The organism is Flavimobilis sp. BM9 (assembly GCF_058313055.1).
This window is the reverse complement of sequence record NZ_JBZEMO010000004.1, coordinates 301,845-322,724: the sequence shown is the minus strand read 5'-3', so window position 1 is coordinate 322,724 and position 20,880 is coordinate 301,845. Positions and strand designations below refer to the sequence as shown.

Genomic DNA, 20,880 nt, shown 5'->3' with positions numbered 1-20,880 from the left:
GAGCCCGGGTGTCGCTAGACCGGCACGACGCACGAGGGACGCACCGGCAGCGTCAGCCGGGAGAGCTCGCGCCCTGAACCGTCTGCGCCGATCTCGATCGCGACCAGCTCGTGGCTGCCCTGCGCCGCGACGACGACGACGTCGGCGGACGCGGTCCCACCCGGGAGCACGGCATGGTGCCGCGGCCACTGCCCGCAGGGCGTGTCCGCAAGGTGCGTGAGGGTGACGCCGTCCGTGCCGCGCGCGACCGCGAACGTCGCGAGGACGTCCTGCCCCCGCACCCCTACGTGCAGGCGCGTGCCGGTGCCGTCGAGGGTGAGGTGCGCGGGCTGGCTCGGCCCGTCACCAGCGGGGGTCACGCAGGCCGGGAGCACCTGCAGCACCTCGCCCGCGTCGCCCGCGCCGGGCAGCCGCACGACGGCGACCGTCGAGTCGAGCTCGCACGCGACGATCGCGACGCCCTCGGGCAGCAGCACGAGGTGCCGGGGGCCCGAGCCCGCAGGCATGGCCATCGTCACGCCGTCCTGGTCGATCCCGCCGTCGGTGATGCGGTAGCGCACGAGCTGGTCCGTGCCGAGGTCTGCTGCCCACGCGTGCGCGCCGTCCGGGGCGAGCGTCGCGGAGTGCACGTGCGACGCGTCCTGACGGTCCGCGTGCGGGCCGGTCGCGCCGTCGTGCGCGTGGACCCGCGCGGCCGCCTCGGGGGTGCCGTCGGTCGTGAGCGGGACGCTCCCGAGGACGGCGGAGCCGGGCGCGCCTGAGCCGTAGCAGGACACGAGCAGCTCGGCGCCGAGAGGCTCGAGGTGGCAGGGGAAGCCGCCGCCGGCCGACGCCGTCGCGAGCGGGCGCAGGGCCGTCGCGGTGTCGTCGGGGTCACCGATCGCGAACGCCGCGACCGCTCCCTGGGTCTCGAGCTCTTGCGTCGCGTACAGGACGGGCAGGGTGGGGTGCAGGGCGACGAACGACGCCTGTGCGAGCGGTGCGGCGCGGCCGCGGTCGACGAGCGTGCCGTCGTCGAGCAGGTCGACGCGCCACACCCCCTCGGCTGCGGGGACCACGCCGTCCTGCGACGGGTAGGTGCCGATCCAGAGCCTCATGCGTCCTCCTCCTGCCGGGACGTACCGAGCCCCGCGGGGCGCGGTCCTGCTCCGCCGTGGTCCGCGGCCGTGGGTGCGGGGATCCCGTCGAGCTCGGACCACGCCCCTGGCTCGAGGGCTCCCCAGTCCCCCGGGTTCGCGACGACGAGCCGCAGCACGGAGAGCGCGGCGCCCGACATGGCGGCACGAGTTCCCGAGACCGATGCCTTGACCTGCATGTCGACCCACGGCGCGGTCAGCACGCGCTTGTGGAGCTCGCGGTGCACGTGGTCGACGAGCCAGTCGGTGAGCGGCGAGTAGATGCCGCCGAGCACGACCTCGTTGATGTCCGTGAGGTTCATGAACGACGACAGCGCGATGCCGAGCGCGCGGCCGCCGCGGGCGAGCGCGTCGCGCGCACGGGTGTCGCCGAGGCGCGCGGCCTCGATGAGCGCCTCGACAGGCAGGTCGCGGGCGAGTCCGGCCGCGGCCATGAGGGAGTCCTTGCCCGCGTAGGTCTCGAGGCAGCCCTCGGCGCCGCACGTGCAGTCGGGGCCGTTCGGGTCGACGGTGACGTGACCGAGCTCGCCGCTCCAGCCGTGGTCGCCCTTGAAGACGACGCCGCCGTCGACGAGGGCGCCACCGATGCCGACCTCTCCCGAGACGTAGAGGAAGCTCGGGCGGGCGGCGTGCAGCGCGCGGATCTCGGCGACTGCGGCGAGGTTGGCCTCGTTGGCGACGCGGACGCCGATCGTGTCGAACGGGGCGACCGTGCGCAGGGCGCTGAGGTCGTCGTCGGCCCATCCGAGGTTGGGCGCGAGGCGGAGCGGCCCGTTGACGCGGTCGACGATGCCGGGGAGGGCGAGGCACGCCCCGGCGACGCGCGCGCCGTGCGCGGTCGCGGCGTCGACGACGCGGCTGCCGAGGCCGCCGAGCAGGGGCAGGACCTCGTGCGGCGACGAGTGGCGGAAGTCGTCCTCGACGATCTCCTCGGCGAGGACGTTGCCGGCGAGGTCGATCGCGCATGCCCCGAGGTAGTCGACGTTCGCCTCGAGCCCGATGCCGACGATCGTCCCGCGTGCGGGGACGAGGGGCACCGCGGGGCGTCCTGCGGTGCGGCGCGCGACGGGCTCGAGCTCGTGGACCATGCGCGCGGAGACGAGGAGGTCGACGAGCGCGGACACGGTCGCTCTGGTCAGGCCGGTGCCCACGGCGAGGTCGGCGCGGGAGATGGGCTCGGTCGCGTCGACGATCTGCTCGAGCACGAGCCCGAGGTTGTGCTCGCGCATCGCGGACTGGCTGGCTCCTGCGCCCGTGCTGTGCGTGCGAGACGTGGCCTTCGTCCGGGCTGCGTCGCTGCCACCCGTTCCCCTTGCGTTCATGGGTTGACCTTAGCCGAATCTGGCGATAAGTTCAGCCACACAACAAATCTCGACGAGGAGACCTCCCCATGTCGCTCACCCCCACCCGCGAAGACAAGTTCTCCTTCGGTCTCTGGACCGTGGGCTGGAACGCACAGGACCAGTTCGGCAGCGCGACGCGCCCGTGGCTCGACCCGGTCGAGTCCGTGCACAAGCTCGCCGAGCTCGGCGCCGCACACGTCACCTTCCACGACGACGACGTCGTCCCGTTCGGCTCCTCCGCGGCTGAGCGCGACTCGATCCTCGAGCGCTTCAAGGGTGCGCTCGCGGAGACCGGTGTCACCGTCGAGATGGTCACGACCAACACCTTCTCCCACCCGATCTTCAAGGACGGCGCGTTCACCTCGAACGACCGTCGCGTGCGCCGCTACGGCCTGCGCAAGGTCATCCGCAACGTCGACCTCGCCGCCGAGCTCGGCGCCGACACGTTCGTCATGTGGGGCGGCCGCGAGGGCGCCGAGTACGACTCGGCCAAGGACCTCAAGGCTGCGCACGACCGCTACGCCGAGGGCCTCGACACCGTCGCCGCGTACATCAAGGAGAAGGGCTACAAGCTCCGCATCGCGCTCGAGCCGAAGCCCAACGAGCCCCGCGGCGACATCCTCCTCCCGACGATCGGCCACGCCCTCGCGCTGATCTCGACGCTCGAGAACGAGGACATCGTCGGCCTGAACCCGGAGACGGGCCACGAGCAGATGGCGGGCCTCAACTACACGACGGGCCTCGCCCAGGCACTGTGGGCGAACAAGCTCTTCCACATCGACCTCAACGGCCAGCGGTCCATCAAGTACGACCAGGACCTCGTGTTCGGTCACGGCGACCTGTTCTCCGCGTTCGCCACCGTCGACCTGATCGAGAACGGCTTCCCGTCGGGCGGCCCGAAGTACGACGGCCCGCGTCACTTCGACTACAAGCCCTCGCGCACCGAGAGCTTCAAGGGCGTGTGGGAGTCGGCCGAGGCCAACATCCGTACCTACCTCATGCTCAAGGAGCGCGCGATCGCGTTCCGCGAGGACCCCGAGGTCCAGGAGGCCCTCGAGGAGGCCGGTGTCTACGAGCTGTCGCAGCCGACCCTCGCCGAGGGCGAGACGCTGAGCGACCTGCTCAACGACCCGACCGCGTTCGAGGAGCTCGACGTCGACGAGGTCGCCTCGCGCGGCTTCGGCTTCGTCCGCCTCAACCAGCTCGCTCTCGAGCACGCCATCGGCGCGCGCTGAGCCGTCCGGTCCGCCAGGACCACCTCACCGGAGCTGTACCCCTGCAAGCGCCGGTGACGCTGCCGACTCCCTGGCAGCACCCCGAGCCGTCCGGTCCTCGCCCCTCCAGCGACGACCGGGCGGCTCGACCCTCATCCACCCTCGGTCACGACGCCGTGGCCGCACACCCGAAGGACACTGATGGCACTCGTCGCCGGTGTGGACTCCTCCACCCAGTCCTGCAAGATCGTCATCCGCGACTCCGAGACCGGCGCCCTCGTCCGCTCGGGCCGCGCGAAGCACCCCGACGGCACGACCGTCGACCCGAACGCCTGGTGGGCGGCGCTCGTCGAGGCGGCCGCTGACGCAGGCGGGCTCGACGACGTCGCCGCGATCGCCGTCGGCGGCCAGCAGCACGGCATGGTCGCGCTCGACGCCGACGGCAACGTCATCCGTGACGCGATGCTGTGGAACGACACGAGCTCTGCGCCCGACGCTGCCGACCTGATCGCCGAGCTGGGCGACGGCGACGTCGCGGCGGGCGCTCAGGCGTGGGCGGACGCGATCGGCTCGGTGCCGGTCCCCTCGCTCACGGTCACGAAGCTCCGGTGGCTCGCCCGTGTCGAGCCGGAGAACGCTGTGCGCGTCGCCGCCGTCGCGCTCCCGCACGACTGGCTGACGTGGCGCCTCATGGGAGCCCCGAGCCTCGACGCGCTCACGACGGACCGGTCGGACGCGTCGGGCACCGGCTACTGGTCCCCCGCGACGGGCGAGTACCGCCGCGACCTGCTCGTGCGGGCGCTCGGCCACGACGTCACGCTCCCTGCCGTCGTCGCGCCCGGCGCGAGCGCAGGCGTGACCGACTGCGAGCTGACCCGCGGTGCCGTCGTCGGCGTGGGCGCGGGTGACAACGCGGGCGCTGCGCTCGGCCTGAACCTGCGGCCGGGCGACGTGTCGATGTCGCTCGGCACGTCCGGCGTCGTGTGCGCGGTCTCCGAGGCTCCCTCGGCGGACGGCTCAGGCCTCGTCGCGGGCTTCGCGGACGCGACGGGCCGCTTTCTGCCGCTCGTGTGCACGCTCAACGCGTCCCGGGTCCTCGACTGGGCGTGCCAGCTCCTCGGCGTCGGCTACGACCGTCTCGCCGAGCTCGCGCTGTCGGCACCCGCGGGCGCCGAGGGCGTCGTCCTCGTGCCCTACTTCGAGGGTGAGCGCACCCCGAACCGTCCGACCGCGACCGCGTCGCTGCACGGCCTGCAGCTCGGCACGGGCACGCCGGCGAACATCGCGCGTGCAGCGGTCGAGGGCATGCTGTGCGCGCTGGCCGACGGCGTCGACGAGATCGAGCGGCACGGCGCGTCCGTCTCGCGCCTCCAGCTGATCGGTGGCGGCGCGCAGTCGCCCGCAGTGCGGGCGATCGCGCCCGTCGTGCTCGGGGTCGACGTCGTCGTCCCTGCACCGGGTGAGTACGTCGCCGACGGCGCTTCGCGCCAGGCGGCCTGGGCGCTCTCGGGCGCTGCCGAGGCGCCGTCGTGGTCGACGTCGCTCGAGGAGCCGGTGGTCGTCGCTGCGGACACCTCAGAGGCGGGACGCGCGGCGACGCGCCGCGTCCGGGAGCGTTATGCGGCGGCGCGCGAGCTGGTTCTCGAGCGCCCCTGACGACCGTCCGCAATAGCGAGAGCCCGTGCGCGAGAAATCGCGCACGGGCTCTCCTGCGTCGCGCTGAGGCCCCGTCAGCGGGTGCTGCGGAGCTCGTTGTTGCGCACTCCTCAGCACGCCGGCGGGTGTGAAAATGGGCCCTTGCCGACAGGTCGGCAGGGCCCATTCTCAGGTCGACCGCTGCGCGGTCGGATCAGATCAGTTGGCCGCCTCGTATGCGGCCTTGATCTCCGCGGAGATACGTCCGCGGTCATTGACCTTGTGGCCGTTGGCGCGAGCCCACTCGCGAATCTCGTTCGCGTTCGACGAACTGCGCGACGAGCCGGAGCGACGTGCCGCGCGGGGGGCCGCCGACCTGCCGACCTTGCGTCCGTGCCCGATCCACGGGGCGAGCGCCTCGCGGAGCTGGCCAGCGTTGTCAGCGTTGAGGTCGATCTCGTAGGTGACACCGTCGAGACCGAACGAAACGGTCTCGGTCGCCTCGCCACCGTCGATGTCGTCCACCAGGATGACCTGGACCTTCTGCGCCATGGTTTCTCACCTCGCCAATCTTCTCAGAGCCTGCAGGCGATCTGAGAATACGCCCGCAGGCGAACGATCGCCCCCGATAAGGCGATTATTGACGTGGACGGCTCTCGCGTCAAAACGACCGCGCCGGACAACCAGGGGGTGAGATGAACGATCAGTCCGCGTGGCCGGATTCCTGGGCGCGACGGGCGGCACGTTCCTTGAGGCGTTCCTCTGCTTCGAATGCGGCGAGAGCGTCACGTTCCGAGCGGTCGGAGCGAATGATCGCGCGGATAGCCAGGTAGAACAGCGCGAAGACCCCGACAGACGGGATGAGTGCGCCCAGGGCCGCGAGGAAGGAGTCCACACCCCCAGCGTACCCACGGGCCCGTCGGCGAGGCCGCCCTCTCGCCTGGGACCTTCGTCACCGCGGCGGTACACGAGATGAACCCATCGCCAGCGCCGCGATGCCCGAGATGTCCACTTCTGCCACCGGGCAATCCGGACAGGTGGCCACCGTTAGCGGATCGTTACCTCCCAGGATTCCGCAGGATGCTGCGGCTGAGATATGTTCAGTCGCAGAACAAATCGACGCAGCGTTGCGTTCAAGAAGTGAAGGCTGCACGATGGTGTCCGCCGGATCCGGTCCGACCCGATGGTGGGTCTGATCACGAGGCGTCGAGGTCGACGCCGGGTCCGGACGCACCCGGTTCTTCGTTCCGACCGGAACAGCAAGATCAGACGAAGGGAAATGCCAACGATGTCTACCACCCGCAAGCTGCTCGCGATCGCCGGCTCGGCGTCGCTCATCCTCGGGATGGCTGCGTGCAGCTCCGAGCGCGAGACCCCCGCCGCCACCACGCCCGCCCCGGGCGCAACCTCCGGCGCCCCCGCAGGCGACGGCGCACTCATCGGTGTCGCGATGCCGACCCGTTCGCTCGAGCGCTGGAACAACGACGGCGCGCACGTCGAGTCCCTCCTGAAGGAGGCCGGCTACGAGGTGTCGCTGCAGTACGCAGACAACAAGGTCGAGGAGCAGATCAAGCAGCTCGAGACCATGATCAACCAGGGCGCCAAGGTCCTGGTCGTCGCCTCGATCGACGGCACCGCGCTCAGCAACGTCCTCGAGACCGCCGCCGCGGCGGGCATCAAGGTCATCGCGTACGACCGTCTCATCAACGGCACGGACGCTGTCGACTACTACGCGACGTTCGACAACTACCAGGTCGGCCAGCTCCAGGGGAAGTTCATCGAGGAGAAGCTCGAGCTCGCGACGACGACCGAGAAGTTCAACCTCGAGCCCTTCGCCGGTTCGCCCGACGACAACAACGCGAAGTTCTTCTTCTCCGGCGCGTGGGACGTCCTGCTCCCCTACGTGCAGGACGGCAAGCTCGTCGTCCCGTCCGGCAAGGACCCGAAGTCGAACGACGAGTGGACCAAGATCGGTATCCAGGGCTGGGAGTCCGCCAAGGCTCAGGCCGAGATGGACAACCGCATCAACTCGTTCTACGGCGACAAGAAGGTCGACGTCGTCCTGTCCCCGAACGACTCGCTGGCCCTCGGCATCGAGCAGTCGCTCGAGTCGAACGGCTACAAGCCGGGTGCCGAGTGGCCGCTCATCACGGGCCAGGACGCCGACAAGGCGAACGTCATCAACATGCTCGCTGACAAGCAGGCGATGACGGTCTGGAAGGACACCCGCACGCTCGGCACGCAGGTCGCCAAGATGGTCGACCAGATCATCAAGGGCGAGACCGTCGAGGTCAACGACACCGACACGTACGACAACGGCAAGAAGGTCGTCCCGTCGTACCTGCTCGCTCCGCAGGTCGTCACGAAGGACACGGTCCAGAAGGACCTCGTCGACTCGGGCTTCTACAAGGCCTCGGACATCGGTCTCTGACCTCACACTGCGTCCACCACGGACCATGACGTCGGGGTGACCTGACGCCACCCGCCGGGGCGGGGCTGCACGCCCCGCCCCGGCACACCGAAATCTCCAGCACGAGGACGAGGACATGTCCACGCACAGCAACATTCTCGAGATGCGCGGTATCACGAAGACCTTCCCGGGCGTCAAGGCGCTCCAGGACGTCACCCTCACGGTGAAGCGCGGGGAGGTGCACGCGATCTGCGGCGAGAACGGCGCAGGCAAGTCGACGCTGATGAAGGTGCTCTCCGGCGTCTACCCCCACGGCTCCTACACGGGTGACATCTACTTCGAGGCCGAGCCCTGCGAGTTCCGCACGATCCGCGACTCCGAGGAGCGCGGCATCGTGATCATCCACCAGGAGCTCGCGCTCAGCCCGCACCTCTCCATCGCCGAGAACATCTTCCTCGGCAACGAACGCTCCCGCGGCGGGGTCATCAACTGGACCCGCACGAACGCCGAGGCGGCTCAGCTCCTCGCCCGGGTGGGGCTCAGCGAGAGCCCGGACACCAAGATCAAGGACATCGGCGTCGGTAAGCAGCAGCTCGTCGAGATCGCCAAGGCGCTCTCCAAGCGCGTAAAGCTGCTCATCCTCGACGAGCCCACCGCGGCGCTCAACGACGAGGACAGCGCTCACCTGCTCGACCTGATGCGCTCGCTCAAGGGCCAGGGCATCACGTCGATCATCATCTCCCACAAGCTCAACGAGATCGCCGCGATCGCCGACTCCACGACGATCATCCGCGACGGCCAGACGATCGAGACGCTCGACATGCACGGCGCCGAGCCCGTCTCCGAGGACCGCATCATCCGCGGGATGGTCGGCCGGTCCCTCGAGAACCGCTTCCCGGAGCGCGTCTCGAACCCCGGCGCGGAGGTGCTGCGCATCGAGGACTGGACGGTCCACCACCCGATCGTCCACGAGCGCGTCGTCGTCGAGAGCGCGGCCCTCAACGTCCGCGCCGGCGAGATCGTCGGCATCGCCGGTCTCATGGGCGCCGGGCGCACCGAGCTCGCGATGAGCATGTTCGGCCGCTCGTACGGCAGCAACATCACCGGGCGCCTCTACAAGAACGGTGAGGAGATCAACCCGCGCTCCGTCCGCCAGGCGATCGATCGCGGCATCGCGTACGTCACCGAGGACCGCAAGCGCTACGGGCTGAACCTCATCGAGGACATCAAGCGGAACATCGCCGCGTCCGCGCTCGGCAAGATCTCCCGCCTCGGCGTCGTCGACGGTCAGGGCGAGGTCCGCCACGCGGAGCAGTTCCGCAAGGACCTCAACATCAAGACGCCCAGCGTGGACGCCCTGACCGGAAAGCTCTCCGGCGGCAACCAGCAGAAGGTCGTCCTGGCCAAGTGGATCTTCACCGACCCGGACGTCCTCATCCTCGACGAGCCGACCCGAGGGATCGACGTCGGCGCGAAGTACGAGATCTACCAGATCATGAACGCCCTCGCCGAAGCGGGCAAGGCGATCATCGTCATCTCCTCCGAGCTGCCCGAGCTGCTCGGAACCTGCGACCGCATCTACGCGATGAGCCAGGGCCGGATCACCGGCGAGCTGCCCCGCGAGGAAGCGACCCAGGAAAACCTCATGCGCTACATGACCAAGGAAAAGGAAGGGGCGGACGCGTGAACGCGCTGACGCAAAACCTCACCCGGAACCTCCGCGAGTACGGGATGATGGCGGCCCTCGTCATCATCGTCATCGTGTTCCAGGTGCTGACGGACGGCAAGATGCTGATCCCGAACAACATCGCGAGCCTCGTCCAGCAGAACGCCTACGTGTTCATCCTGACGATCGGCATGGTCATGGTCATCGTGGCCGGGCACATCGACCTCTCGGTCGGTTCGGTCGTGGCGTTCGTCGGCGGCATCATCGGCTACCTGATGATCACGCAGGACCTCCCCTGGCCGCTCGTCGTGCTCATCGCGGTCGGCATCGGCGCCCTGGTCGGCTGCTGGCAGGGCTTCTGGGTCGCCTACGTGGGGATCCCCGCCTTCATCGTGACCCTCGCGGGCATGCTGATCTTCCGCGGTCTCGCGATCGTCATCGCCGGCACCACGATCTCGGGCTTCCCTGACGGGTTCAACCAGATCTCGAAGGGTTCTCTGCCGAACTTCCTCGGCTTCGCGGGCAACCTCGACGTCGTCACCGTCGTGATCGGTGCGCTCGCCATCGTCGGTCTCGTCGTCAGCGGGGTCCGCCAGCGCGCGACGCTCCACCGCGAGGGCCTCGCCACCGAGAGCTTCGTCGGCTTCCTGATCAAGAACGTCGTGATCGCCGCACTCATCGCGTACATCACGTACCTCCTCGCCAACTCGGCAGGGGGCACGCCGATCGTCCTCGTGATCGTCGGTGTCCTCGTTCTCGTCTACACGTTCGTCATGAACAAGACGGTCTTCGGTCGTCACATCTATGCGATCGGTGGCAACCTCCACGCGGCCGTCCTCTCGGGCGTCAACACCAAGCGCGTCAACTTCATGATCTTCGTGAACATGGGCCTCCTCGCCGGCGTCGCCGGCGTCGTCACGACCTCCCGCGCCGGTGCGTCCGTCGCCTCGGCCGGTGTGAACTTCGAGCTCGACGCGATCGCCGCCGCCTTCATCGGTGGAACCGCCGTCACCGGCGGTATCGGCAAGGTCTCCGGCGCCATCATCGGTGCACTCATCATGGGTGTGCTCAACATGGGCCTGTCGATCATGGGCGTCGACGCTGCCTGGCAGCAGTCGATCAAGGGTCTCGTGCTCCTCGCGGCTGTCGCCTTCGACATCCTCAACAAGCGCAAGTCGGGCGGCAACTGACCGTCGTCCCTCCTCCACAGGGAGAAGGCCCCCGGCACCTCACGGTGCTGGGGGCCTTCGGCGTTGCGCGAGACACCAGGGCGATCCCGGGCGGGAACGCGGCGGGCCGGGCGACGGACGTGCCACCCTGGTGCTGCACGACTCCCCTCGACCGGCACACGGAGCCCTCGATGACCACACCCCAGGCCTCAGCCCTCTCGATCGCCCCGATGCGCGCCGAGCACGCCGACGCCGTTCTCGAGATCTACGCGGCTGGCATCGCGACCGGGACGGCGACCTTCCAGTCCGGGCCGCCGTCCTGGGAGGAGTTCGACGCGAGCCACCTCTCCGACCATCGGTTCGTCGCTCTCGACGGCGACCGTGTCGTCGGCTGGGTCGCAGTCTCCCCCGTCTCGGGGCGCTGCGTCTACTCGGGCGTCGTCGAGAGCTCGCTCTACGTCGCCCCGGAGGCGCAGGGCCGCGGTGTCGGCCGGACGCTCGCTGAACGCCTGATCGAGTCGGCGCGCGTCGGCGGCGTGTGGACCGTGCAGTGCGGCATCTTCCCGCAGAACACGGCGAGCCTCGCCCTGCACGAGAGGCTGGGCTTCCGCGTCGTCGGCACGCGCGAGCGCCTCGGCCTCATGACGCACGGGCCGCTCGCGGGCGAGTGGCTCGACGTCGTGCTGCTCGAGAAGCGTCTCTAGACCCGCACACGCGGGGCGCAGCGCGCAGACGGCTGCGGCGCACCCTCGTGACGAGGGTGCGCCGCAGCGGACGGTCTGGCGCGAGGCTCAGGCGAGGGGCTTCACGAGCGGGAACATGATCGTCTCGCGGATGCCGAGGCCCGTGAGCGCCATGAGCAGGCGGTCGAGGCCCATGCCCATGCCGCCGCTCGGCGGCATGGCGAACTCCATCGCAGCGAGGAAGTCCTCGTCGAGGACCATCGCCTCGTCGTCGCCCGCCGCCGCGAGCAGCGCCTGCGCCTCGAAGCGCTGCCGCTGGATCACCGGGTCGACGAGCTCCGAGTACGCGGTCGCGAGCTCGAAGCCGCGGACGTACAGGTCCCACTTCTCCACGAGGCCCTTCTTGGACCGGTGGTCACGGGTGAGCGGGCTGGTCTCGACCGGGAAGTCACGGACGAACGTCGGGGCGTACAGGTGGTCGCCGACGTGGAACTCCCACAGCTCCTCGACGAGCTTGCCGTGGTTCTGCCGCTTCGGGTCGATCTTCAGGTCGAACTTCTCGACGAGCGCGAGGAGCTCCGCGTCAGGGGTGTCGTGCGTGATCTCGGTGCCGAGCTTCTCCGACAGCGAGTCGTACATCGTGATCTCGGCCCAGTCACCGCCGAGGTCGTACTCCTCGCCGCCGGGCAGCGTCACGAGGGTCGTGCCGAGGACGTCCTGCGCGGCCGTCTGCACGAGGTTCTTCGTGAGCGCCGCCATCGTGTCGTAGTCGCCGTAGGCCTCATACGCCTCGAGCATCGTGAACTCGGGAGAGTGCGTCGAGTCCGCGCCCTCGTTGCGGAAGTTGCGGTTGATCTCGAAGACCTTCTCGACCCCACCGACGACCGCGCGCTTGAGGAACAGCTCGGGGGCGATGCGCAGGAACAGCTCGATGTCGAACGCGTTCATGTGCGTCGAGAACGGGCGTGCCGCGGCGCCGCCGTGGATCGTCTGCAGCATCGGCGTCTCGATCTCGAGGAAGTCGCGCCGGTGGAAGTTCTCCCGCAGGGAGCGCACGACGCCAGCACGCAGGCGCACCGTGTCGCGCGCAGCCGGGCGTGCGATCAGGTCGACGTAGCGCTGACGGACACGCGCCTCCTCCGACAGCTCGGCGGTCGTGCCGTCCTCGCGCTCGTACATGTTCGGCAGCGGGCGCAGCGACTTCGCGGCGATCGTCCACGAGTCCGCGAACACGGACAGCTCGCCACGGCGCGACGACCCGACGCGGCCGTGCACGAACAGGTGGTCGCCCAGGTCGACGTCGGACTTGAACGCCGCGAGGCGCTCCTCGCCGACGGCCGCGAGGGAGAGCATCGCCTGGATGCGCACGCCGGCGCCGTCCTGCAGCGTGACGAAGCAGAGCTTGCCCGTGTTCCGCAGGAACACGACGCGGCCCGCGACGCCGACGACGTCGTGCGTCTCGACACCCGCCTCGAGGTCGCCGTACTGCTCGCGCACCGCCGCGATCGCGTGCGTCACCGGCACCGAGACGGGGTACGCCTCCTGGCCGCTCGCAAGGAGGCGCTCACGCTTCTCCTTGCGGACCCGGATCTGCTCGGGGGTGTCGTCCGACGGGGCGGCCGCGGGGTCCTGGGGCGTGGGCGCAGCAGTCTGCGCGGAGTCAGCGGGAGTCACGAGCCCAATCCTACCGAGCACGAGCGACTGGGCGACGCGGTCCGGCGCCACCTGGCGCCGCGCCGCCAGGCGCCGACTCCGTAGGTTCCAGCACGAGTCCGTCAGATGCGACTGACGGACTCGGCTGGGACCGACGGACTCGCGGGCGCGGAAGTGCAGCCGCGGAGGGGATGGGGCGGGACTCGGTTGGGGCTGCGGGACTCGCCGGGGGTCCGGACGCGGCGCGTTCCTACTGCAGGTCGAGCGCCAGGTCGAGGATCGGCGCGGAGTGCGTGAGCGCTCCGACCGACATGTAGTCGACGCCCGTCGCCGCGACCGCTGCCGCGCGGTCGAGCGTCAGGTTGCCCGTCGCCTCGAGCTCGACCCGGCCGTGCGTCGGCTCGAGCGCCCGCACCGCGAGCACGGTCGCCGCGAGGACGTCGTCGGGCATGTTGTCCAGCAGCAGGAAGTCCGCGCCCGCCTCGACGGCCTCGACCGCCTGCTCGAGCAGGTCTGCCTCGACCTGCACGAGCACGTCCGGGAACGTCGCACGCACCCGCTCGATCGCCGCCGACACAGAGCCCGCCGCGACCACGTGGTTGTCCTTGATCATCGCGACGTCGTACAGCCCCATGCGCTTGTTCGTCCCGCCGCCGCAGCGCACCGCGTACTTGTCGAGCTCGCGCAGCCCCGGCGTCGTCTTGCGCGTGTCGAGCACGGTCGCGCACGTGCCGTCGGCGCGCGGTGCGGCGTCGAGCACGTCCGACCACGCACGGGTCGCCGTCGCGACGCCCGACGCGCGGGACGCGAGGTTCAGCAGCGTCCGCTCCCCCACGAGCAGCGCCTGGACCGGCCCGCGCAGCCGCGCGAGGACGACGCCGCGACGCACCCGGGTACCGTCCGGCACGTCGAGGCTCACCTCGACGGGCGCGAGCCCGAACCGTGCGCACACCTGCGCAAGGACCTCCGGCACGACGGCGAGACCCGCGACCGTGCCGTCCTCGCGTGCCACGAGGTGCGCCTCGCGCACGACGTCCGGACCGATCGTCGCCTGCGTCGTCACATCACGGCCCGGCGCCGCCCCCAGGTCCTCGTCGAGCGCGACCGCGACCGTCCGGGCGATCCACGCCGGGTCGAGCGGCGCGATCCCACGTACAGCCGCCGGGGTGGACGGGGCAGCGGAGACGGGCTGGGAGGCAGGAGTGTCGATCACGAGCCCACGCTACCGGGGAGGTGGCACGCGAGACGTGCGGGACCGCGCCGCGCTCAGTAGCCCGGCGCGGCCGGGAGGCCGAAAAGGGCCTCGAGCGAGGTCGCACCCGCCTCGACCGCAGCCCGCGCCACGTCGACCCCCACGTACCTGAGGTGCCACGGCTCGGCGTCGTACCCCGTGACCGCCTCCGCACCCTCCTGGTACCGCACGACCCAGCCGTGCTCGTGCGCGTGCTCCGCGAGCCACGCCGCCTGCGGCGTCTCGCCGAAGCACCCGATCGTGCGGCACGCCCCGGTCATCGCGACGACGTCGACCGCAAGCCCCGTCTGGTGCTCCGAGTGGCCGGCCCGCGCCGAGCGCGCCACGGCACGCTCCTCACCGAGCGCCGCGACCCAACCCTCGAACGTCTGCGCCTGCTCGCCGTACGAGCGGTAGGCGCTGTGCACGGCGATCGGCACGTCTGCCTCTGCGGCCGCCGCCCTCAGGCTCTTCAGAGCGTCAGCCGCCTCGGCGCGCAACCGCACCTGGCTCCCAGCGACCGGGACGAGGTCTGACGGCTCATGGCCGGGGTCGAGCGGCCGCTGCTTGTTCACGATGACCGTCACGCTGTCCGGGGACGACAGGTCCGCCGTAGCGAGGCCGAGCCACATACCGAGCGTCTGCGCGCCGGCGCGCGCACCGTCGGGAGTTCCCGGGGGGAGAGCGGGCAGCTCCGTGAGCGCACCCGAGCCGGGAGCCGCCTCCACGCCTGCACCTGCGCTCTCGCCTGTGCCCACGACGCCCGACGCGGCGTCGACGCTCCCGCTCCCGTGAGGCACCGGCGTCACCGACGCGCCGCGACGCTCGACGGTCACGACGACGCCGAGCTGCTCCGCGACGACGTACGACACCGCGGCGCTCGCCGCGACGATCGCCACCGCGACCGCCGCTCGCGCCGCGCGAACGCGCGCGTCAGAGCGCCGCGGGGCGTGACCTCCGGGGCGCCGCAACGCGTCCGAGCCGCTGGCACCCGCAGTGGGCACCGGCGTCGGGCCGCTCCGGCTGCGTGCCATCTCAACAGTATGTCCGGAATGCGGCACGACCGCGACGGGTCAGGCCCGGGCGCCGCCCTGGCCGACCGCGGCAGCCCCCACCACGTCACGGTGCGCGACGACGACACGCCCCTCTGCGTCGAGACGCACCTCGACGCGGACGCGCCACGCGTCGTCCTGCTCCGGGAAGTCGGTACGGAAGTGACCTCCGCGCGACTCGTTCCGCTCGAGCGCCGTCACCGCGAGCACCGTCGCGAGCTGGTGCAGGTTCGTCGTCTCCCACTCCGCGACCTGCGGACGCGCGTCGACCACACCCGCCGGACGCGGACCACCGTCGATCGGCACCGACGCAAGCCGGTCGAGCGACTCGACGAGGCCCTCGCGAGACCGCACGACACCCGGCCCGAACGCCGCCGCACGCTGGATCCGCGACCGCATCGCCGCAGGCACGAGCGCGACCGGGCCAGAGTACGCAGACGGCTCGACCGGGACGAGACGACCCGACCCCAGCCCCTCCGCGACGTCGGCCGCCGCACGGTGCGCGAACACGAGCCCTTCGAGCAGGGAGTTCGACGCGAGACGGTTGGCGCCGTGCACACCCGTGCACGCGACCTCCCCGACCGCGTACAGCCCTGGCACGCTCGTGCGGCCGTGCAGGTCGGTGACGACCCCGCCCGAGTGGTAGTGCTGCGCCGGCGCGACAGGCACGAGGTCCGTCGTCCAGTCGATGCCGTGCTCCGCGAGACGGTCCGTGATCGTCGGGAACCGCTCGCGCAAGAAGTCCGCGCCGAGGTGGCGCGCGTCGAGGAACACGTGGTTCGCGTCGGTCACCTTGAGACGCTCGACGATCGCGTGCGCCACCACGTCACGCGGCGCGAGCTCAGCCATCGGGTGGACGTCCGGCATGAAGCGCACGCCGTCGATGTCGACGAGCCACGCCCCCTCGCCACGCACAGCCTCCGAGATGAGCGGCAGCTGCCCGCGCATGCCCGAGCCGAGCCACAGCACCGTCGGGTGGAACTGCACGAACTCCACGTCGCCCAGGACGGCGCCCGCCCGCAGCGCGAGCGCGTCACCGTCGCCCGTCGCCTGGACCGGGTTCGTCGACGACCGGTACACCTGACCGATCCCGCCGGTCGCGAGCACGACCGCAGGCGCGAGGACCGCGCCCACGCCGTCGCGCTGCCCCGCACCGATCACGTGCAGGGTCACACCAGCAACAGCACCGGGGACCTCACCGCCGTCCGCGTCGCGGCTCGGCTCACCCTGGATGAGGTCGAGGACGAGCGCGTGCTCGATCACGTCGATGCCCGGGTCCGACGCGACCGCGTCGAGCTGCGCGAGCAGCGCCCGCGAGATCTCCGCACCCGTCGCGTCGCCGCCCGCGTGCGCGATGCGGTCCGCGTGGTGGCCGCCCTCGCGCGTCAGCGCGATGTCGCCGCCGGGGGCACGGTCGAACCGCGCGCCGAGCCCCACGAGCTCCCGGACCCGGTCCGGTCCCTCGGTCACCAGGACCTCGACCGCAGCACGGTCGCACACGCCCACACCCGCGACGAGCGTGTCCTCGAGGTGCGCCTCAGGCGAGTCCGCCGGGTCGAGCGCCGCAGCGATGCCGCCCTGCGCCCACACCGTCGAGCCCGACGACAGCTCCCCCTTCGTCACGAGCAGCACGCGCCCCGACTCGCCGAGCCGCGAACGCAGCTCGAGCGCCGCCGTCAGCCCCGCGATGCCTGATCCGACGACCACCACGTCAGCGCGCGCTGTCCAGCCAGGCTGGGGCGCCTCGAGCCGGCGCGCGAGCACCGGCCCGGTCACGAGAGGTCCGCCGGACCGACCGGGTGCTGGAAGCCCGCGATCGGCAGGCCGGACGCCTCGAGGCCATAGCCGTCGGGCACCTGCCCGGGCTCCTCGTTGACCTCGACGATCCGGTTCTCCGCATCCACGAACACGACGTGCGGCATGAAGGTGCGCGCATCCGCGTCGTTCATCATCCCGTAGGCGATGAGGATGACGACGTCGCCCGGGTGCACGAGGTGCGCAGCCGCACCGTTGATGCAGATCTGACCGGAGCCGGGCTCGCCCGGGATGACGTACGTCGTCAGGCGCGAGCCGTTCGTCACGTCGACGACGTCCACGCGCTGGCCCGCGACCAGGTCGGCGGCACGCAAGAGGTCCGCGTCGACCGTGATCGAGCCGACATAGTGGAGGTCGGCCTGCGTGACGGTCGCCCGGTGGATCTTCGCGATCATCATCGGGCGCATCAACGAGGCCGGAGGGGTGCTGTTCATCAGTGTCCTTCCACGGACGCGGCGGGTCAGGCCTGGACAGGCCCGCGCAGGTCGACGGCCGTGTTGTCGATCAGTCGGGTGGTACCCACGCGAGCTGCCACGAGCAGCCGCGCCGGGCCGGAGAAGTCCGACGGCACCTCCTCCACGTTAGTCGCGTCGACGAGCGCGAGGTAGTCGGCTGCGATCCCGGCGTCGTCGAGCACCGCCTGAGCCGCGGCACGGACGGCGTCAGCCCCGCGGCCGGACGCCTCCGCACCCGCGCGCAGCGCAGCCGACAGCGCGAGCGCCTGCGCGCGCTCGTCGTCGGACAGGTAGGCGTTGCGCGAGGACAGCGCGAGGCCGTCCTCCTGGCGCACGATCGGCACCCCGAGGATCTCGACCGGCAGGTCCAGGTCGAGGACCATGCGGCGGACCGCGAGGAGCTGCTGCGCGTCCTTCTCACCGAACACCGCGACGTCAGGCGCCGTGAGGTTGAGCAGCTTGAGGACGACGGTCAGGACACCGTCGAAGTGCCCCGGGCGAACCGCACCCTCGAGCACCTGGCCGATCGGCCCCGCGGTCACGCGGACGATCGGACCCGACGGGTACATCTCGTCCTCGCTCGGCGCGAACACCACGTCGACGCGGCCCTTCGCGCCCGCCGCCCCGAGCGTCCGCACGTCCTTGTCGAGGTCGCGCGGGTACGCCTCGAAGTCCTCGCCCGGCCCGAACTGCAACGGGTTGACGAAGACCGTCACGACGACCTGCCCGTCCGGCCCGACCGCCTCGCGCGCCGCACGCACGAGCGACAGGTGCCCGTCGTGCAGAGCGCCCATCGTCATCACGACGGCGCGGCGCGGCGCGGTCTCGTCACCTACGTCGTCGAGGTCGAGCCCGGCGAGCTCCTCGGGCGCCCACAGCGCCTCGTCGAGCTCGGCACGCGTGCGGGCGATGGTGGTCATGGTCGGTCCTCCGGTGCTGCTGAGTCGTTCAGGGTGTCGAGCAGGGCGCGCGCCTGGTCAGGGTCGATGCGCCCGACGCCGAGGGCGCGCTGCGTCGCCGCCCGGCTCAGTGCGCGGTAGCTCTCGACGACGTCGAGCGCGTCCTCGTCGGCTGCGAGGTCGGCGAGCACCTCGAGGTGCTCGCGGACAGTTCCGACGTCGCCCCGCGAGACGGGGCCCGTGAGAGCGGCGATCGCGCCCGGGTCGCCCGCGCTCGGCGCCTGCGCCGAGTCGCCGACGTCGGCCGCGCGCAGGGCGCTCTCGAGGCTCGCGTGCACGAGCGGGGCGAGCATCCGGCCCGGGTCCTCGACGCCCGCGACGCCGAGCGCCTGCGCGGCCTGCGCGAGCAGGACGACGAGATGGTTCGAGGCGTGCGCGAGAGCCGCGTGGTAGAGCCCGCGACGGCTCTCGTCGAGGACGACCGGCTCCCCGCCGAGCTCGACGACGAGCGCCTGCCCGATCGGCGCGACCATCGGCGCCGACGTGACCGCGAACGCCGCGCCCTCGAGCCGCGCGAGGTCGAGCGACGTCCCCGTGAACGCCATCGCCGGGTGCAGCGCGAGCGTGATCGCGCCCGCAGCCGCCGCGGGCGCGAGGACGTCGGTGCCGTAGCGGCCCGACGTGTGCACGACGATCTGCCCCGCCTGCCACGCGCCGAGCGTCGCGAGCCCCGACAGGAGGTCCGCGAGCGCGTCGTCGGGCACGGTGAGGAGGACGAGCTGGCTGCGCCGCACGACCTCAGGGACCTCGAGCACCGGAACGCCCGGCAGGAGCGCCTCGATCCGGTCCCGCGAGGACTCGGAGACACCCGACGCGCCGACGACCGTGTGCCCGACGGAGCGGAGCGCGGAACCGAGCACGGCGCCCACCCGGCCCGCGCCCACGACCCCCACCCCGAGCCGGCCAGGCCGATGGGACTGCGTCACTGGGGCGCTCCCCCGTCCGCGGAGCGGTCGCCGGGCGCCGGCGGCGCTGCGGGCGCGTCGAGCGCGGGCGCGGCCGGGGCGGCCGGAGCCGCGTCCACCGCGGGCACCGCGATCTGTCGCATCCACTGCTCAGGGCCCGCGCCCAGGCGTGCGGTGCGCGCCCGCTCGTCCTGCTCGAGGAGCAGACGGGTCGCCTCCGCGTCAGCGAGGTGCGGCACGACAGGCGTCACGGGACCAGCGGACACGTGCAGCGTGAAGCTCGTCAGGCCGAGACGGCGCTGCAGCGGGCCCTGCTGCAGTGCGAGCGACTGCGTACGCTCGTGCGGCACGAGCACGACCGACCGCGTGAACCGCCCCTCCCGGATCACCAGGCCGCGACCCGTGACCGCGTAGCCGTTGCGCCGCCAGCTCCACGGGTCGACCCACCGCGCCGACCGCGGGCTCGTGACGAATCGCTCGCTCGGACCCGTTCCGGTCATCGCCTCGTCGAGGAGGCCGAGCGGGTCCTGGACGCCGAGGTCCGGCAGCACGAGCCACATCGCGTCGAGCGCCGCACGCCGGTCACCGACCGGGAGCAGGAGGTTCGACGTCGTCTTGGACGCCTCCGCACCCCCGTAGTAGCCGGCGATCGTCACGTCGACGCGCCACCAGTCCTTGCGCCGCCACAGCAGCGGCTGCCGCAGCCGCAGCGCCTGGACGCGCCCGGGCGGGATCGTCTGGGCACGCGTCTCGAGCAACCCCGAGCGCAGCCGGATGCCGTCCGGGGACACCGCAGCCGTGAAGTTGGCCTCGCCGAAGAAGCGGCCTGCGAGATAGCTGCCGAAGCCGAACACCGCAGGGATGAACGAGAACAGCACGCCCCACTGCCCGCTGATGACCACGACGACGGACAGGCCCACGAGCACGAGCACGAACGCCGGGAGCGCCCACGTGCGCACGATCGACCCGACGAGCGTGCCGAACGGCACGTCGAGGACGCTCTCCTCGGGCGCGACCGGGGCGGCCTCGCCGTCGACGAGGTCCACACCTGCGGCGCGCGCCAAGATCTCGGCGCGCAGCGCGTTCGCCTCGTCGATCTTGAGGAAGCCGATCGCCACGGTCGAGTCCGCACCCCCCGCGACCTCGATGCGCAGCTCGCCGAGCTGGAAGATCCGTGCGAGGACCGGCTGCACGACGTCGATCGCCTGGACCCGGTCGAGCCGCGCCTGGCGCTGCTGCCGGAAGAGGATGCCCTTGTGCAGGTGGACCGCGTCCGGGCCGACGGCGTAGCGCATCATCCGCCACGCGAGCGCGCAGTACGCGAAGACCACGAGCAGGACACCCGCGAGGACGAGCGCGACGATCCCGAGCCCGACGTCCTGGACCGCCTCACCGGCCTCGCCGATGTCCTCGCCGACGTTGTTGAGCCCGACGAACAGGAGCGCCACGATCACAGCCCAGCCGCGCACGACAGGCGTCACCGGGTGCATGCGCCGCCAGGACAGCCCTGCCTCGCTCTCGGGCGGGGCGGTCACGGGTGTCGTCTCCGGTCCC

At 71.4% G+C, this 20,880-nt stretch carries 18 protein-coding genes; 6 read left to right on the top strand and 12 right to left on the bottom strand.

Annotation, left to right across the window (positions count from 1 at the left end; translation table 11 throughout):
- Positions 1 to 14: 14 nt before the first annotated feature.
- Positions 15 to 1,097 carry a lactonase family protein gene (locus AC4F3Q_RS09330; protein ID WP_491039724.1) on the bottom strand — a complete coding sequence of 361 codons (1,083 nt, stop codon included), beginning with the start codon at positions 1,095 to 1,097 and terminating at the stop codon, positions 15 to 17.
- Positions 1,094 to 2,458, bottom strand: coding sequence for an ROK family protein (locus AC4F3Q_RS09325; RefSeq protein WP_491039723.1), 1,365 nt, complete (start codon positions 2,456 to 2,458; stop codon positions 1,094 to 1,096). Before AC4F3Q_RS09325 ends, AC4F3Q_RS09330 begins: the two co-directional genes overlap by 4 nt.
- 68 nt (positions 2,459 to 2,526) lie before the next feature.
- Between AC4F3Q_RS09325 and xylA the strand changes: the two genes are divergently transcribed.
- Entirely contained in the window at positions 2,527 to 3,714 is a 1,188-nt protein-coding gene (gene xylA / locus AC4F3Q_RS09320; protein ID WP_168448145.1) for a xylose isomerase, read from the top strand.
- 180 nt (positions 3,715 to 3,894) lie between these two features.
- The gene (xylB, locus tag AC4F3Q_RS09315; protein ID WP_491039722.1) at positions 3,895 to 5,349 is read left to right on the top strand and encodes a xylulokinase; all 1,455 of its coding nucleotides are present in this window, start codon (positions 3,895 to 3,897) and stop codon (positions 5,347 to 5,349) included.
- Between the two features lie 198 nt (positions 5,350 to 5,547).
- Here xylB and AC4F3Q_RS09310 read toward each other — a convergent pair whose 3' ends face one another.
- Both AC4F3Q_RS09310 and AC4F3Q_RS09305 read right to left on the bottom strand, forming a co-directional pair.
- Positions 5,548 to 5,880, bottom strand: a complete 333-nt coding sequence (locus AC4F3Q_RS09310; protein WP_491039721.1) for a histone-like nucleoid-structuring protein Lsr2 — start codon at positions 5,878 to 5,880, stop codon at positions 5,548 to 5,550.
- A gap of 151 nt (positions 5,881 to 6,031) precedes the next feature.
- Complete coding sequence (locus tag AC4F3Q_RS09305) at positions 6,032 to 6,223, bottom strand: hypothetical protein (protein ID WP_491039720.1); 192 nt, start codon at positions 6,221 to 6,223, stop codon at positions 6,032 to 6,034.
- Positions 6,224 to 6,607: 384 nt separating this feature from the next.
- On the opposite strand from AC4F3Q_RS09305, the gene chvE reads away from it, so the two are divergent.
- From chvE to AC4F3Q_RS09285, 4 genes are all read left to right on the top strand, one after another.
- A complete protein-coding gene (gene chvE / locus AC4F3Q_RS09300) occupies positions 6,608 to 7,759 on the top strand; it encodes a multiple monosaccharide ABC transporter substrate-binding protein (protein WP_491039719.1) in 1,152 nt (383 codons plus the stop codon).
- A gap of 115 nt (positions 7,760 to 7,874) precedes the next feature.
- Positions 7,875 to 9,425: a multiple monosaccharide ABC transporter ATP-binding protein gene (gene mmsA, locus AC4F3Q_RS09295; RefSeq protein WP_168448140.1), complete on the top strand. Its 1,551-nt coding sequence runs from the start codon at positions 7,875 to 7,877 to the stop codon at positions 9,423 to 9,425.
- Complete coding sequence (mmsB, locus tag AC4F3Q_RS09290; protein ID WP_491039718.1) at positions 9,422 to 10,594, top strand: multiple monosaccharide ABC transporter permease; 1,173 nt, start codon at positions 9,422 to 9,424, stop codon at positions 10,592 to 10,594. The genes mmsA and mmsB overlap by 4 nt, the downstream gene beginning before the upstream one ends.
- A 170-nt stretch (positions 10,595 to 10,764) precedes the next feature.
- Positions 10,765 to 11,277, top strand: coding sequence for a GNAT family N-acetyltransferase (locus AC4F3Q_RS09285; RefSeq protein WP_491039717.1), 513 nt, complete (start codon positions 10,765 to 10,767; stop codon positions 11,275 to 11,277).
- An 87-nt stretch (positions 11,278 to 11,364) separates the two neighbouring features.
- Here the strand turns inward: AC4F3Q_RS09285 and lysS are convergent, their stop codons facing one another.
- The 8 genes from lysS to AC4F3Q_RS09245 all read right to left on the bottom strand — a co-directional run bounded on the left by lysS (position 11,365) and on the right by AC4F3Q_RS09245 (position 20,861).
- Entirely contained in the window at positions 11,365 to 12,930 is a 1,566-nt protein-coding gene (gene lysS / locus AC4F3Q_RS09280; protein ID WP_491039716.1) for a lysine--tRNA ligase, read from the bottom strand.
- A gap of 229 nt (positions 12,931 to 13,159) precedes the next feature.
- Positions 13,160 to 14,056, bottom strand: coding sequence for a carboxylating nicotinate-nucleotide diphosphorylase (nadC, locus tag AC4F3Q_RS09275; protein WP_491039781.1), 897 nt, complete (start codon positions 14,054 to 14,056; stop codon positions 13,160 to 13,162).
- Between the two features lie 119 nt (positions 14,057 to 14,175).
- Positions 14,176 to 15,174 (bottom strand): M15 family metallopeptidase, encoded by a 999-nt coding sequence (locus AC4F3Q_RS09270; protein WP_491039715.1) that lies wholly within the window; start codon positions 15,172 to 15,174, stop codon positions 14,176 to 14,178.
- Between the two features lie 39 nt (positions 15,175 to 15,213).
- Positions 15,214 to 16,968, bottom strand: a complete 1,755-nt coding sequence (locus tag AC4F3Q_RS09265) for an L-aspartate oxidase (protein ID WP_491039714.1) — start codon at positions 16,966 to 16,968, stop codon at positions 15,214 to 15,216.
- Positions 16,965 to 17,441, bottom strand: a complete 477-nt coding sequence (gene panD, locus AC4F3Q_RS09260; protein ID WP_491039713.1) for an aspartate 1-decarboxylase — start codon at positions 17,439 to 17,441, stop codon at positions 16,965 to 16,967. The genes AC4F3Q_RS09265 and panD overlap by 4 nt, the downstream gene beginning before the upstream one ends.
- Positions 17,442 to 17,467: 26 nt before the next feature.
- Positions 17,468 to 18,382, bottom strand: coding sequence for a pantoate--beta-alanine ligase (gene panC / locus AC4F3Q_RS09255; RefSeq protein WP_168448134.1), 915 nt, complete (start codon positions 18,380 to 18,382; stop codon positions 17,468 to 17,470).
- Positions 18,379 to 19,347, bottom strand: a complete 969-nt coding sequence (locus AC4F3Q_RS09250; protein ID WP_491039712.1) for a Rossmann-like and DUF2520 domain-containing protein — start codon at positions 19,345 to 19,347, stop codon at positions 18,379 to 18,381. Before AC4F3Q_RS09250 ends, panC begins: the two co-directional genes overlap by 4 nt.
- A complete protein-coding gene (locus AC4F3Q_RS09245) occupies positions 19,344 to 20,861 on the bottom strand; it encodes a PH domain-containing protein (protein ID WP_491039711.1) in 1,518 nt (505 codons plus the stop codon). Before AC4F3Q_RS09245 ends, AC4F3Q_RS09250 begins: the two co-directional genes overlap by 4 nt.
- Positions 20,862 to 20,880 lie beyond the last annotated feature (19 nt).